This window comes from Porcibacter vitabionis (assembly GCF_046263795.1).
GTDB lineage: Bacteria > Bacillota > Clostridia > Lachnospirales > Lachnospiraceae > Lachnocurva.
Genome location: NZ_JBJYZD010000005.1, coordinates 1 through 14,076, shown reverse-complemented (window position 1 = coordinate 14,076; position 14,076 = coordinate 1). Strand labels below are relative to the sequence as shown.

Genomic DNA, 14,076 nt, shown 5'->3' with positions numbered 1-14,076 from the left:
ATCTTAAGTGTGGCATGGGGGATTTGAACCCCCGACAACCTGATTAAAAGTCAGGTGCTCTACCAACTGAGCTAATGCCACTCATATTCTGCCAGCGGCCAACCACAGTCGGTTATTTGATTGACTGGGCTAGCGGGATTCGAACCCACGAATGCAGCAGTCAAAGTGCTGTGCCTTACCGCTTGGCTATAGCCCATTGTTGCTATAGCAACAGGGTGGGTAATGGGACTCGAACCCACGGCCTTCAGAGCCACAATCTGACGCGCTAGCCAACTGCGCTATACCCACCATAATGTAATCGCCAGAAGCGATCAATGTGCTCGCGGGGATTCGAACCCCGGACAACCGGCTTAGAAGGCCGGTGCTCTATCCAGCTGAGCTACGAACACATATATGAAGCAAAGCCCGATGTGTAAACGCTCAACGACTAGACTTTGCAAACGGGACGGAATCTAAAATCTCTTAAGGAGAAACCTAAGCGAAAACTTGAGCTTGATCACTGATCCCGATTCAGCGGGTGATGGGAATCGAACCCACGTATCCAGCTTGGAAGGCTGGTGTTCTACCATTGAACTACACCCGCATATCACAAATGATATAGAATAAATGCATCGGGGTGACAGGATTCGAACCTGCGACCCCCTGGTCCCAAACCAGGTGCTCTAGCCAAACTGAGCCACACCCCGAACTGATTGGCGTTTGGCCATAACTCGAAACGCAAGTGTTATTATACGTAAATAGAGAATTCATGTCAAGCACTTTTTTCATTGATTTATTTCAACCCTTGCCTTCGTCCTGCACAGGAAGCAGCTTTTTCAATTCAGGATGGATCAAGGGAAAAGTCAAGTTCAAGTATTTCAGTCGAAATTCATTTGCAGAGCCTCACCGGTAAGAATATACTACACATAAGGAATTATGAGAAAGATAAAACCGGATAAATCCAATCCGGTTTGGATTCGGGGGAAATCATGTCAAAACCAATGAGGAAGCCGGTCAGATCAGAAATGCCGGACAGATCTGAAATCAGGAAACCGGACGGATCAGATATCAGGAAGCCAGACCGATCAGAAGCACAGAAATCGGCCTGCGATACCAATGACAGCCAGGAATTAAAAATGAAGTATCTCCTGACTCTTGCAGAGCTCTATCCATCCATAGCAAGTACATCCACAGAAATCATCAATCTGGAAGCGATTCTAAACCTTCCCAAGGGCACAGAACACTTTATTACAGATATCCACGGTGAATATGAAGCCTTCATTCATGTCTTAAAAAACGGCTCCGGCGCTGTCAAAATGAAGATCGATGATGTCTTCGGCAGGACTCTGCCCGAATCCGACAAAAATTCCCTGGCGACTCTGATCTATTACCCCAGGGAAAAGATGGACCTGATCCGAAAATCCACTCAGAATATGTCCGACTGGTACCGGATCACCCTCTACCGCCTGATTGAGATCTGCAAACGAGCCTCATCGAAATATACCCGTTCCAAGGTTCGTAAGGCCATGCCAAAGGAATTCTCCTATGTCATTGAGGAACTGATCACCGAAAAGCCCGAAATAACCGATAAAGAAGCCTATTACAATGCCATCATTGATACCATTATCGAGATTGGAAGAGCTGAGGAATTTATCTCTGCCCTCTGCCATCTGATCCAGCGTCTGGTCGTCGACCATCTGCATATCCTCGGCGACATCTATGACCGCGGTCCTGGTCCGGACAAGATCATGGACCGCCTCCTCCATTACCATTCCCTCGACATCTGCTGGGGCAACCACGACATCACCTGGATGGGCGCTGCCGCCGGCTCCCGGGAATGCATTGCTGTCATCATGCGGATCTCGGCCCGATACGGAAATCTGGATATCCTCGAGGACGGATATGGCATTAACATGCTTCCTCTGGCAGCCCTGGCTCTGAACCAATACAGGAACGATTCCTGCAGCCTCTTTAAAACCAAGGATGTAGAAGGAAGCGTTCTGACCGAAGAAGAAGACAGCCTGAACCGGAAGATGCACAAGGCCATCGCCATCATCCAGTTCAAGCTGGAAGGGCAGCTTTTCCACCGTCATCCGGAATTTCAGATGGAGGATCGCTGCCTTCTGGAGAAAATCAATTATGACAAGGGAACCATCAATCTAGACGGGAAAGAATATCCCCTTCTGGATAACAATTTTCCAACCATAGATCCCAAGGATCCTTATCGCCTGACAGAGGAAGAGGAATATGTCATGGACCGCATGCAGACCGCTTTTCTACAATGTGATAAGCTCCAGACTCACATGCAGTTCCTTTTGAACAAGGGCAGCCTTTACAAGGTCTACAACAATAATCTCCTTTATCATGGCTGCATTCCGCTGGATGAATCCGGCCGTTTCATGAAAGTCAATGTCTATGGGCATGAGTTTTCCGGAAAGCCTCTCTATGATGAGCTGGAGAAATATGTCCGGCGGGCCTTTTTTGCCGTAGATGAAGAGGAAAGACAGAAGGGACGCGATATTATGTACTGGATCTGGTCCAGCCCGAGATCGCCGCTCTTTGGAAAAAACAGGATGACCACCTTTGAACGATACTTCATCGCTGATGAAGAGACTCACCGGGAAATCAAGAATCCCTACTACCGTCTGATGGACAATGAAGCTATCATGAACCGGGTTCTGAGCGAATTCGGTCTTGGCAGCGACGGCCACATTGTAAACGGCCATGTACCGGTTCTGCAGAGTAAGGGTGAGAGCCCTTCCAAATGCAATGGAAAAGTCCTGGTCATTGATGGAGGGTTCTCAAAAGCCTATCAGAAGCAGACCGGAATTGCCGGCTACACCCTGATCTACAATTCCTATGGTATGCATTTGGTTGCCCATGAGCCCTTTACTTCGAAAGAAGATGCCATCCAAAACGAGAGAGACATCCACAGTGATCAAATCATCGCCATGAATGCTCCCAAACGAATTCTCATCCGCGATACCGACAACGGCCAGCGCCTCAAAGCACGACTGGAAGATCTGAAATGTCTGCTCAGTGCCTATCGAAGCGGTCTCATTGCGGAAAACCCGACCAGGGCGGGCCGCCATCCGGCCCTGTGATTTATCACCCATGTGGGCGAGAAAATTCCACGGCTTTAGCCGTGGAGTGTCACAAACTGCAGAGATTATAAAGGAAATCTCCTTTCTTCGTAATCTCCAGCACAATATAGCTGTGCTTCCGGCCATCCTGTCGTGGCCTTGCGATGGAGCCCGGATTTAAGATCGTAAGATCCGGGTCTTCCCTTAAAACCGGGATATGGGTATGGCCATACATAATAATGTCGCAGTGATTTTTCTCGGCCTCTCGTCGTAACCCTGCCTCGATCGTAGAAGGAGATCCCCCGAAGTAATGACCATGCGCCATCAGGACCCGGTGCCCCTCCAGGTCGAAAGTCTCCTCCAGAGGCAAAGAAAGGTCACTGTCGCAATTTCCCCGCACGATATAGAGGGGGCAATTTCCCATGGCCTGGATATGGATGTCATCGCCCTGAGCATCGCCCAGATGGCAGATCATATCCGGTTCCACCCGTTCTATGGCCTGATCAATATACTTCCGGTCCCCATGACTGTCACTTACAATCAGAATGCGCATATTCTTCCCTTCTATCTCCACGCCTTCGATTCGGCCTCATCTATTTCTTCAACAATCGCCCGGCTTCCATCCGTTTTTCTCCGGTCTCATACCATTCTCCTGCCGATCCCATAGCCGGACTTTGGACCCACCCTTACAGTGATCCTGTCAGCTTCTCCTTCATCTGCCGCAAAGCCTTGCCCCGGTGGCTGATGGCATTTTTCTCCTCCTCCGTAAGTTCTGCAGACGTGCAGTTCCTATCCGGCAAAAAGAAGATGGGATCATAGCCGAAACCGCCTGATCCTGCGATCTCATGGGCGATCCGACCCTCCATCACACCTTCCGCATCCACTTTCCTTCCATCCGGGAAAACAGCCGCAATCGCACAGACAAAGCGGGCCGACCGCTTTTCCTCCGGCAAATCAGAAAGGCGGTCCAGAATAGCCTGGTTTTTCAGCCGGTAGTCCGTATCATGCCCCATAAAGCGAGCCGATCTTACGCCCAGTTCCTCCGGCATGGCATCGATCACAAGGCCGGAATCATCCGCCATCACCAGGGCCTGCTGTAAGGAAGAATCCCTTGAAGCGTTGCACTTTTCTCTTACGGCCTCTGCCTTAATAAAGGCATTTTCCAGAAATGTAGACCCATTCTCCTCCGGATCACAAGCCACACCGGCTTCCTTCATCGAAAGGATCTCGATCCCCGGACCTCCGAGGATCTCCCTGATCTCCCTCAGCTTTCCCTGATTACCTGTTGCAAATATAATCTTCATGATCTATTCCTGTCTCCTTCTCATTCCTCATCACTCTGTTTCCGGTTGCTGTAAGCCTTGAGACAGAGGTTGGCCTGGTAAGCCTTCTCTACATCTTCCCAATCCAGGCCATTTCCGCTGATATATCCCTGACCATCGGACAGGTCTACATTTTTCGTCATATCATTGCCCTTATACTCAATGGCAATCGGGTGGCTGGTCCCCGGCGTCTTCAGAGCCACCAGAACCGCGAAACGATGGCCTTTGGCAATCGACACCTTCTCCTGCAGGGGGATCGTATAGAATCCAGTGTCATGCAGGGTGCCGCTGGCCAGCTCCTTCCTCTGCGCCAGAGAACCCGTATTCTCGAACCGGTCCACGACATAGACCTCGTACTGGGTATCCTTTCCCGTCGTATAGAAACCGACGGCCTGCAGGTCCTCATCCTCTGCTGCCGTAAAGACATTGGCTGCCATATTGGTGTTCTGGTTGTAGCCGATCTTCCCGACTTCCCCGCAGAGATCCGACTGATAGATGTGATCGTAATTCTCAGGTTTCTCAAACTTGGCATAGGAGACGGCGAAGTTTCCGACATTGGTGTCATAGTAGGAGACATAGAAGACCCCATCGTCTCCAAAGGAGCTTCCCCAGCTGTTTTGGCAAATATAGGCCCCGTTGCCGGGAACCTTGGAAGCGAATTTGCTCTTATCGTAATTATCATCCCAGCCGATGATCACAACATCATGATTCGGCTTCTTATTTCCACTGTAACAATAAGAATCCGTCCGGCTGTTGTAGAAATCCGACTTGGACAGATCCGAGGAATTGACTTCGACATAGAGAGAAGTGGACACGCCGCCATTCTTGAAGATCGCCCATTTCAAATCATCCATATCATCCTGGTCATAGAAATGGACTTCCTGAAGATGACCGGCGATGTCCGTCCCGCCTTCTTTGACAGGCCCCTGCCAGGACAAGAGGGTGGAGACAGCCACCATATAAGATCCCTCATCCGTATCCTTGATCCCGTAGCTGTTGCGGTTGGCCAGATCCTTGGGATCAAAGGTCAGGGACTCTTCCGGAAGAAGCGAAGACTCCAAGGCCGACAAAGCCGCATAGGACCAGCAGGCCGAAAGCTTTCCCTGGTCCATGATCTTCGAGACTCGTCCCTTATCCCTCAGATCATATCTGTTGGGAAGGCTGGCTGCTACTGCTGTGGACGAATCCAGATATGCCGTTACGGATGCAGAATCAAATTGATAGCCATAGCCAAAAAGCTTGCAGAGATCCTCCATGCCGAAATAGTACTTGCCGTTGTATTCCTGAGGCGCCAGGTCGAGGGTGATCTTCTCCGCCTGCTCCGCCGACCCTTTCCGACCGGAAGTCTTAAGAAGGCTCCCCTTCTTTTTCCCTCTTTGAAAGGTATAGATCTGATTATTCCTCTGCAGAGTCAGCTTTCCATCCGCATCTGCATATGCGCTCGCCGAAAAGACATCCCGGACAAAATGCAGGGAGGCCATCACTTTCTGATCTGTATTTAAAAAAGTCTCTCCCCCCTGATTGGAATAGGTCGTTTTGTCGATCTTGACAGAAAGAAGGCCGGCCCGCCTGCCGTTTCCGGCCATGAGAGGGTTGAAAACGCCGGATTCCAGCTGGGCTCCGCGGAAGGCCGTAACTGTCCCGATCCGCTCATCCGAAGAAAAATTCTTAAGAAGGATGGCCAGCACGATCACCAAAAAGAAAATCAGAAAACGTGCACGAAACTTCATTTTCTCACCGCCTTATCCTGTCCGGATCTCTTCGGAGGCTTTGGACCCGGAAACTGATAGAAATAAGTCCGGATCATGCCGTTATAAATCTTCCGGTTTTTGGCCGCTTTCTTTCCGATATACTTCTCTGCATCTTCATAAGACGTGATGAGAAACATAGACCAATCGTCCAGTCTTTTATAAACTTCACCGATCTGCCGGTAGAGGGGAGGCAGGGCTTCCTTCTCCTCCAACCGCTCTCCATAGGGCGGGTTGGTAATAATAAAACCGTATTTCTTGGGATGATGCAGCTCAGAAAGGGGTCTTTCCTGGAAGTGGATCAATTGGTCGACGCCGGCCCTTTTGGCATTCTGGCGGGCGATCTTCACCACATCTCCATCGATATCATAGCCCTGGATATCGGTTTTTATGTCAAGATCGACCTCTGCCTCAGCATCTTTTCTGGCCTCGGTCCACATTTCCCTCGGAATCAGATTGGTCCAGTCTTCCGCCGTAAAATGCCTCCGCATACCAGGTGCCATGTGACAAGCCATCATGGCTGCCTCGATGGGAAAGGTCCCGCTGCCGCAGAAAGGATCCACCAGGATCCGATCACCATGCCAGGGAGTCAGAAGGATCAGGGCTGCTGCCAGAGTTTCCGAGATCGGCGCCTTTCCGGTTTCCGTCCGATAACCTCTCTTGTGAAGAGAAGGACCGGAACTGTCCAATGTAACGGTCACCTCATCCTTCATAAGAAAGATGCGGACCGGGTAGGAAGACCCGTCTTCCGGAAACCAGTCCATCTTATAATAGGACTTCATCCGCTCTACCATGGCCTTCTTTGTGACCGACTGAATGTCCGAAGGGCTGAAGAGCTTGCTTTTGACAGAGGAAGCTTTGGTGACCCAGAATTTGGCATTCCGGGGCAGATAATCCTCCCAGGGCAAATTGCGGATGCCCTGAAAAAGCTCTTCGAAGGTGCTTGCCCGGAAACGGCCGACAACCAGAAGGACTCTTTCCGCAGTCCGAAGGTGAATATTAGAGAGCACTAAAGCCTCCGGATCTCCCGTATAAAGGACTTTTCCATCCTGTACTTCTGAAATTTCATATCCGAGATCATAGATCTCTCTTTTTAAAACAGCCTCCAGACCGAAGTGACAGGGTGCCATTAATGTCCATTGTTTCATGAATTCTATTCCTTTTATTTTCTTTTATGATAGCAGCCAGAGTGCCTCGGATCCTTCCTATGGATTGCCAATGCCTTTTGCTGTTTTCATCATTACCTGCTTGTTCCCGTGCAAAAAACTCATTTCCACAGCTCAGGAGTATATGGTTTCCACCAGCCGGCAGAATTCCCGGTATTGGGGCAGATCCGAAAGATCCTGTAAGACTTCCATACAGCCTCTTGCATACCAGGCATGTCGGGCCTTGTCTTTCACATTAAAGCGGTCGAAAATCTGATCGCCGATGATCTTCCACTCCCGGTAAGTCGACCTGAGATTTGAAAGTTTGTCCGCCAGCATGATGATCTTCGCGTCACGGCCATCCTTTCTTGCTACTGCAAGCGTCTCTTCCTTCCGGATCTGCCAGGATTCCGCCTTGGACATCTCCGGCCTCTTGTCTTCGCTCTCGCTTTGCACCAAAGCCAGGACGCGGTCGCCAAAATGCTCCCGGATATCCTCCGCCCTCGTATCCGTATCCTCCAAAGTATCATGCAATGCTGCTGCTGCCGCGACCTCCGGATCCGGCGTCATCCTTGCGACAAGCATCATGACTTCGATCGGATGACAAATATAGGGCAAGCCGTTTCCCTTCCTCTTCTGTCCAAGATGTGCTTTGGCAGCAAATTGAATCGCCTTTTCCATCAGGCCGAAACGCCGCTGTGCTTCTGCATCGGTTAAGAAAAAAGGAAAATGCGGGATCAGGCCGCTTTCCACCAAAGAATGTTCTCTCTGGCAGAACTCCTCCGGGTCAATCAGTTCCGCATCTTCGAGATCCAGATCATAATACCAGCATTCGGGAAATCCCAAAGCATGATTCCCTCCATACAAAGGGCAGTCTCTGCAGAGGACATAATCATCCGCCATCAGGCTCTCTACCGCCCTGCAATAGTAGAAGCCCTCGGGGTTTCTGGAGGCCGGATGACCGATGGAAGAATAGGAATAACGCTCGTTTTTCTCTAACTCTTTCACGAATTTGTCCTTTCCAAATTTGACAGACTCCGGGGAACGTAGGCCCGAATATGGATGCCATCTTCGCTGTATTCCTGAGAAAGCACCTGGCCCTGACGATGGATCTGGTTGATCTTCGCCCCGTCCTGATAGGAGAAAGTCCGATCAATCAGCACTCTTTGATCATTCAAGACATCTGCGATCGCTTCCATGAGGCGGTCCAGGCCCTGCCCGCTTTTGGCTGAAATAGAGACCGTCCGCTCAGCCCTTCCGTCGGACCCGTGCAGAGGCTCCACCAGAAGGTCCGCCTTGTTGAAGACCGTGATCACAGGGCAGCCCCGGATCCCCAGTTCATCGAGGGTCTCATAGACGACCTGGCGGTGCATGGGCCACTCCGGGTCCGAGCCATCGATCACGTGGAGGATGATATCAGCATAGGAAGCTTCTTCCAGAGTCGAGTGAAAAGCATCGACAAGCTGGTGAGGCAGCTTATGGATAAAGCCGACCGTGTCCGTAAAAAGGACTTTCTGACCATCGATGAGCTTTCCGGTCCGTGTGGTCGGATCCAGCGTTGCAAAAAGCTGATCTTCCTCTAAGACATCCGAAGACGTCAGGCGGTTTAAGAGCGTGGACTTCCCGGCATTGGTATAACCGACAATGGCGATGACAGGAATCCCGTTCTGCAGGCGCATCTTTCGGCCGGTATCCCGGGACTTCTCCATGTCCCGGATCTCTTTTCGAAGCCTTGCCATGCGGTTTCGAATGACCCGGCGGTCGGTTTCCAGCATGGACTCTCCGGGGCCTCTGGTGCCGATTCCGCCGCCCTGACGGGATAAGGCCATACCGAAGGATCCGGCCAGGCGGGAAGACTGATAGGAGAGCTGGGCCATTTCCACCTGAATCTTTCCTTCCCGGCTCTTGGCGTGCCGGGCAAAAATATCCAGGATCAAACTGGTTCGATCCAGGACTTTCACGCCCAGGATCTGCTCCAGATTCGCCATCTGAGCCGGCGACAATTCGTCATCGGAAAGAACCCCTGTGATTGGATTTCCTGCCTCCTCTTCGCCATGAAGAAAGGCTTTCAACTCTTCGATTTTACCGCTTCCGAGGTAAGTCCCGGGAAAAGGATTGTCTAACTTCTGAATGACCCGAAAAACTGCTTCTCCTCCGGCCGTTTTCAAAAGCTCGGAAAGCTCATCCAATGACTTCTCCGGCGGGTAGTCCTGACCATAGTCTACTGCGATCAGAATAAATTTTTCCACTTGTCTCTTCTCTTCGATCAAAGACTTATTCTCCTGTAGCTTACTTATTTATTGATATTCTAAGGCCCGCGGACACTTTGTGCAAGTGAAAGCGGAAGGGATCTTACTGGAATAGGGCATGCCGGAATGGAGTCAGACAGGAATGGGGCTTACCGGAATGGGGCTTACCGGAATGGGGCTTACCGGAATGGGAGCTTACTGAAATGGGATATTACCGGAATGGGAGCTTACTGAAATGGGATATTACCAGAATGGGAGCTTACCGGAATGGGGCTTGCTAAGGGAGTTTTTCTGTATACTTCTGTCGTTTTTTATGATAATCTGAAATTGAAGTTATGTACCTTGCTTATCTTTTCACCTATATCGGTGACCATTAATCTTCACATGAACAGAAAGGCAATCCTATGTACGGAGAAACGTATCAGGCAGTCTCCTCTGCCGCAAAAAACAAAGTTAACTTCCTGAAGAAAAGCCCCGTTGGATATTTCATCCATTCCATGCTGGCCGGTGCCTATATCGGCTTTGGTAATATCCTGATCAATGTTATCGGCGGCCTCATGAAAGGAGCTCCTGCAACCAAGGTCGTCATGGGTTGCGCCTTCGGTATTGCCCTGAGCCTCGTTGTGATTGCAGGTGCAGAACTTTTCACCGGAAATACCTTGGTGATGACCGCCGGATTGACTGAGAAGAAGATTTCTTTTGCAGATGCCTTAAAGCTTCTTGTCCTCTGCTGGTTTGGAAACCTCGCCGGTTCTGCCTTACTCGCAGTCTTCTTCCATTTCTCCGGTCTCTATACCGAGCCTGCCCAGATCTTTCTGGCAACTGCCGCAGCAGGCAAGATGTCCGCTCCCTTTTTACAGCTTGTGATCCGCGGTATCCTCTGTAATATTCTGGTCTGCCTTGCTGTCTGGTGCGGATTTAAATGCAAATCCGAAAGCGCAAAACTGATCATGATCTTCTGGTGCCTCTTCGCCTTCATTACCTGCGGTTTTGAGCACTCCATCGCCAACATGACTCAGCTGACCCTGGCCCTCCTTGATCCGGCCGGCCAAGCCGTCTCCTTCGGCGGATGGCTGCATAACCTGCTTGCCGTCACGATTGGAAATATCATCGGCGGTGTCTGCTTCGTTGCACTTCCATATTTTGTGGGAGCCAAGGCTGAGAAATAGAGACAACTTGGCAATTATCGTAATACAGCTTGATGTTCAAAAATCCGATAGTGAAACCTTGAGTTCACTATCGGATTTTTTACATTTGTCTTCTATTACGATAAATGCCCTCGAATCTTGCCTCGGTGAGCTTCGGAACTATCGTATTTTTCAATTTTGCCTTCTATTACGATAAGTCTCACTCCAGATGTTTCTTTCTTGCGAAGAAGTCCCTGGTTTCAAAAGCAACGACCGGAGACAGGGCGAACAGAGCGATCATATTAGGCACAGCCATTAGGCCATTGAAGATATCTGCAATGGTCCAGACTGCAGAAACCGTCATATAAGGGCCGGCGAATACAGCTAAAATATAAAGCCAGCGGAAGACTTTCACAGGTTTCTTCTTTTCCCCGCTGAGGTAGGTGATGCAGCGTTCACTGTAATAATCCCAGCCGAGAATTGTTGTGAAGGCAAAGAAGATCAGGCAAAGCATCAGAATAAATGCTGAGAACTGCTCCGGGAACGGAAGTCCCTTCTGGAAAGCATAAGTTGTGATGGCAACGCCCTCCAGTCCCTTCACCTCCCAGCCACCGGTCAGAACAATCGACAGACCCGTGATATTACAGATAATGATCGTATCGATGAAGGTACCGGTCATGGAGACCAGACCCTGCCGAACCGGCTCCTTGGTCTGTGCTGCGGCAGCGGCGATCGGGGCGGATCCGAGACCCGCTTCATTCGAGAAGATACCCCGGGCAATACCTTTTTGCATAGCAACAAACATAGACCCGACCATACCTCCGGTGAAAGCCCTGGGTGCGAATGCAGCTTTGCAGATCAAAACAAAAGCCGCCGGGACTTTGGTGATATTCAACAGGATCAGAAGCATGCCGAAAACAAAATAGGTAATCGCCATAAAAGGAACCACAACAGAAGCAACCTTCGAAATTCTCTGCAGGCCGCCGATTACAACCAGTGCAACCAATACGGCTACCAGAAGAGAAGCAAGGATCGTAACCATACTGTAGTTTCCGATCCCGGGAAGATGAATGGGTTTGTCTCCGGACGGATTAAAGAAATTATTGACCGCACTGACAATACCATTGACCTGAGAAAAGGTGCCGATTCCGAACAGACCAACACACATGCCAAAGAAAGCAAAGAGCTTAGCCAGCCATTTCCAGCGGCTGCCCATACCCTTTTCGATGTACATGAAAGGTCCGCCCAGTGTCTTTCCGTCTTTGGAAACCGCACGATATTTTACAGCCAGAAGTGCTTCCGAATATTTGGTTGCCATTCCAAAGCAGGCTGCCAGAACCATCCAGAAGAGAGCTCCCGGTCCGCCGGTTCCAACGGCTGTTGCAACACCAACAATATTTCCGGTACCGATCGTTGCTGACAAAGCAGTCATCAGGGCTCCGAAACTGGAGACCTCACCCTCCTGGTCCTTCTCATTATGGAAGACCCAGTGGATCGCCAAAGGCAGTCTTCGAAGCTGGATACCCCTGGTTCGGATGGTGAGTAAGACACCGCCTACAAGAATCAGAGCCATCAGAGGAACTCCCCAGACAGCATTATCGATCTTGGCCAAGATTTGATTGATCGAACTCCACATTTTCTTTTTCCTCCCGCGCAGATGACTTAACAAGTGATATGAAACGAGCCGCCGGCATATGCCATGACAGCTGAAAAGTTTTCATCTGCAAAAACTTTTTTCTATCTTAGCATATTGCCGGCGGCTCGTGGTAATAAGTTCGCAATTATCTATTAATATTTCTTATAGGATGACGTCTTTCACTTGAATAAGTTTCACTTCATTAAAGCGATGAAGTGTATCCGGACGGTCTTTATTTCACCTCAGCGGCCCCGTAAGGAAGGCCTTCGTTGAAGTTTCTCGCATTCTCCATGGTGACTGCGGCGATGGCCTGCAGGGCCTCTCTGGTGAAGAAAGCCTGGTGAGAAGTCAGGATCAAGTTCGGGAACATCGTTAGTCTTGCAACGACATCGCTGGAAAGCATATCCTCGGAATGATCCGTATAGACATTAGCATCCTCGCCCTCATAAACATCCAGTGCAACCGCGTGGAAATGTCCTTCCTTCAAAGCCTCGATCAGAGCCTCAATATCGATCAAACCGCCACGGCTGGTATTGACCAGCATGACATCCTTCTTCATCAGGGAAATGGTCTCACGATTGATCAGATGATGGGTTCCGCCCTCGCCCATGATGAGAGGCGCATGCAGAGAAATCAGATCCGCCCTCTGCAGGAGTTCCTCCTTGCTCACATAGGTAAGAAGGCCCTCTTCCTCAAGCTTCTTATTTGGAAATGCATCCCAGCCGAGAACCGTCATGCCATAGCCCTTGCAGATTCTCGCCATGCAGACGCCGATCCGGCCGGTGCCCATAATACCGGCAACCTTATTATGGAGATCCACTCCAAGAAGTCCGCTCAGGGCGAAGTTATTATCTCTGACTTTATTATAGGCCTTATGGATCCTCCGGTTCGCAGCCTGAATGATCGTCATGGCATGCTCTGCGACCGCATAAGGGGAATAAGCAGGAACACGAAGAACCGTAATTCCATATTCCGATGCAGCATCGATGTCTACATTATTAAATCCGGCGCAGCGGAGCAGGATCAGTTTCACCCCGACATCATGTAATTCTTCAATGACCGGTCTCGGAGCCTCATCATTTACAAAAATGCAGACCGCATCGTAACCCTTCGCAAGATAAGCCGTCTCCTCTGTCAGACGAGATTTGATGTACTTGATATCGACATTGTAAGCACCGACTCCACGGTCTTTCGCCAGTTCACTGAAGAAGATCCGGTCATAGCTCTTAGTACCGAAGAAGGCAATCTTAAGGATATCCGCCTTCTTTCCCTTGGGCTGCTCCTCTTCGAGAACAGCCCGGACAGCCTGAAGTGCCTCATCTTCATCCGGTCCTGCCGCCTCCACATGAAGGGTCGATCCCTTGATGGCTTCCAGACGAAGAATCGAAAGTACATTCGCACCATTGGCTTCAGCGCCATCAACGGATAAGGTTACCTCACTCTTATAACCGATGCAGACCTGGGCGATTCTCGCAGCAGGACGAGCATGAATTCCAAGCGGGTTAGTTACAACATAATCAAAACTCTTCATAATGATCTTTCCTCCTGATGAATAAAAGATATCTAAAAGTTCTTATTTCCTTTTTGGTTAAGTGAATTGTACCATAAATAAAGAACAGATAACGTTGGAAATCCAAAGAAAAGAGAGAAGTATTTGCATTTCCCGAAATATAAAAAAAGGAGATGCTCTTGCATCTCCTTTCCAAACGTGCGTGAGAGGATTCGAACCCCCGACACCTTGGTCCGTAGCCAAGTGCTCTATCCAGCTGAGCTACACGCACATATCC

10 protein-coding genes and 7 tRNA genes are annotated in these 14,076 nt (G+C 49.9%); 2 read left to right on the top strand and 15 right to left on the bottom strand.

All coding sequences use genetic code 11. From position 1 onward, the window contains the following. Positions 1 to 8: 8 nt before the first annotated feature. From ACKX2L_RS05295 to ACKX2L_RS05270, 6 genes are all read right to left on the bottom strand, one after another. Positions 9 to 81 (bottom strand) — tRNA-Lys (locus ACKX2L_RS05295). Positions 82 to 124: 43 nt separating this feature from the next. Next, positions 125 to 196 (bottom strand) — tRNA-Gln (locus ACKX2L_RS05290). Between the two features lie 18 nt (positions 197 to 214). Beyond that, positions 215 to 288: transfer RNA gene (locus ACKX2L_RS05285), tRNA-His, on the bottom strand. Between the two features lie 27 nt (positions 289 to 315). Next, a tRNA-Arg gene (locus tag ACKX2L_RS05280) sits at positions 316 to 389 on the bottom strand. Between the two features lie 123 nt (positions 390 to 512). After that, positions 513 to 583 (bottom strand) — tRNA-Gly (locus ACKX2L_RS05275). A gap of 28 nt (positions 584 to 611) precedes the next feature. Continuing rightward, positions 612 to 686: transfer RNA gene (locus ACKX2L_RS05270), tRNA-Pro, on the bottom strand. A 429-nt stretch (positions 687 to 1,115) separates the two neighbouring features. On the opposite strand from ACKX2L_RS05270, the gene ACKX2L_RS05265 reads away from it, so the two are divergent. Next, positions 1,116 to 3,083 (top strand): fructose-1,6-bisphosphatase, encoded by a 1,968-nt coding sequence (locus tag ACKX2L_RS05265; protein WP_497552836.1) that lies wholly within the window; start codon positions 1,116 to 1,118, stop codon positions 3,081 to 3,083. Positions 3,084 to 3,132: 49 nt separating this feature from the next. Here ACKX2L_RS05265 and ACKX2L_RS05260 read toward each other — a convergent pair whose 3' ends face one another. From ACKX2L_RS05260 to hflX, 6 genes are all read right to left on the bottom strand, one after another. Next, positions 3,133 to 3,615: a metallophosphoesterase family protein gene (locus ACKX2L_RS05260; protein ID WP_497551632.1), complete on the bottom strand. Its 483-nt coding sequence runs from the start codon at positions 3,613 to 3,615 to the stop codon at positions 3,133 to 3,135. Between the two features lie 133 nt (positions 3,616 to 3,748). Then, complete coding sequence (gene rdgB / locus ACKX2L_RS05255) at positions 3,749 to 4,366, bottom strand: RdgB/HAM1 family non-canonical purine NTP pyrophosphatase (RefSeq protein WP_497551630.1); 618 nt, start codon at positions 4,364 to 4,366, stop codon at positions 3,749 to 3,751. 20 nt (positions 4,367 to 4,386) lie between these two features. Further along, the gene (locus tag ACKX2L_RS05250) at positions 4,387 to 6,114 is read right to left on the bottom strand and encodes a lectin like domain-containing protein (protein WP_497551629.1); all 1,728 of its coding nucleotides are present in this window, start codon (positions 6,112 to 6,114) and stop codon (positions 4,387 to 4,389) included. Continuing rightward, positions 6,111 to 7,280, bottom strand: a complete 1,170-nt coding sequence (locus tag ACKX2L_RS05245) for a THUMP domain-containing class I SAM-dependent RNA methyltransferase (RefSeq protein WP_497551628.1) — start codon at positions 7,278 to 7,280, stop codon at positions 6,111 to 6,113. The genes ACKX2L_RS05250 and ACKX2L_RS05245 overlap by 4 nt, the downstream gene beginning before the upstream one ends. Positions 7,281 to 7,412: 132 nt before the next feature. Next, positions 7,413 to 8,285, bottom strand: a complete 873-nt coding sequence (locus tag ACKX2L_RS05240) for an HD domain-containing protein (protein WP_497551627.1) — start codon at positions 8,283 to 8,285, stop codon at positions 7,413 to 7,415. Then, positions 8,282 to 9,526, bottom strand: a complete 1,245-nt coding sequence (hflX, locus tag ACKX2L_RS05235; RefSeq protein ID WP_497551626.1) for a GTPase HflX — start codon at positions 9,524 to 9,526, stop codon at positions 8,282 to 8,284. Before hflX ends, ACKX2L_RS05240 begins: the two co-directional genes overlap by 4 nt. Positions 9,527 to 9,930: 404 nt before the next feature. Between hflX and ACKX2L_RS05230 the strand changes: the two genes are divergently transcribed. Next, on the top strand, positions 9,931 to 10,695 hold the full coding sequence (locus ACKX2L_RS05230; protein ID WP_497552163.1) for a formate/nitrite transporter family protein: 765 nt from the start codon (positions 9,931 to 9,933) through the stop codon (positions 10,693 to 10,695). Between the two features lie 178 nt (positions 10,696 to 10,873). On the opposite strand, the gene ACKX2L_RS05225 is transcribed toward ACKX2L_RS05230, so the two are convergent. The 3 genes from ACKX2L_RS05225 to ACKX2L_RS05215 form a co-directional block, all read right to left on the bottom strand. Beyond that, on the bottom strand, positions 10,874 to 12,289 hold the full coding sequence (locus ACKX2L_RS05225; RefSeq protein WP_497552164.1) for an alanine/glycine:cation symporter family protein: 1,416 nt from the start codon (positions 12,287 to 12,289) through the stop codon (positions 10,874 to 10,876). A 232-nt stretch (positions 12,290 to 12,521) separates the two neighbouring features. Then, positions 12,522 to 13,820: a fused HPr family phosphocarrier protein/2-hydroxyacid dehydrogenase gene (locus ACKX2L_RS05220; protein ID WP_497552165.1), complete on the bottom strand. Its 1,299-nt coding sequence runs from the start codon at positions 13,818 to 13,820 to the stop codon at positions 12,522 to 12,524. A 176-nt stretch (positions 13,821 to 13,996) separates the two neighbouring features. Next, a tRNA-Arg gene (locus tag ACKX2L_RS05215) sits at positions 13,997 to 14,070 on the bottom strand. Between the last annotated feature and the right edge of the window lie 6 nt (positions 14,071 to 14,076).

Coding starts and splice junctions, on each gene's coding strand:
- ACKX2L_RS05265 (WP_497552836.1), top strand. CDS start 1,116: ATGAAGTATCTCCTGACTCTTGCAGAGCTCTATCCATCCATAGCAAGT.
- ACKX2L_RS05260 (WP_497551632.1), bottom strand. CDS start 3,615: ATGCGCATTCTGATTGTAAGTGACAGTCATGGGGACCGGAAGTATATT.
- rdgB (WP_497551630.1), bottom strand. CDS start 4,366: ATGAAGATTATATTTGCAACAGGTAATCAGGGAAAGCTGAGGGAGATC.
- ACKX2L_RS05250 (WP_497551629.1), bottom strand. CDS start 6,114: ATGAAGTTTCGTGCACGTTTTCTGATTTTCTTTTTGGTGATCGTGCTG.
- ACKX2L_RS05245 (WP_497551628.1), bottom strand. CDS start 7,280: ATGAAACAATGGACATTAATGGCACCCTGTCACTTCGGTCTGGAGGCT.
- ACKX2L_RS05230 (WP_497552163.1), top strand. CDS start 9,931: ATGTACGGAGAAACGTATCAGGCAGTCTCCTCTGCCGCAAAAAACAAA.
- ACKX2L_RS05225 (WP_497552164.1), bottom strand. CDS start 12,289: ATGTGGAGTTCGATCAATCAAATCTTGGCCAAGATCGATAATGCTGTC.
- ACKX2L_RS05220 (WP_497552165.1), bottom strand. CDS start 13,820: ATGAAGAGTTTTGATTATGTTGTAACTAACCCGCTTGGAATTCATGCT.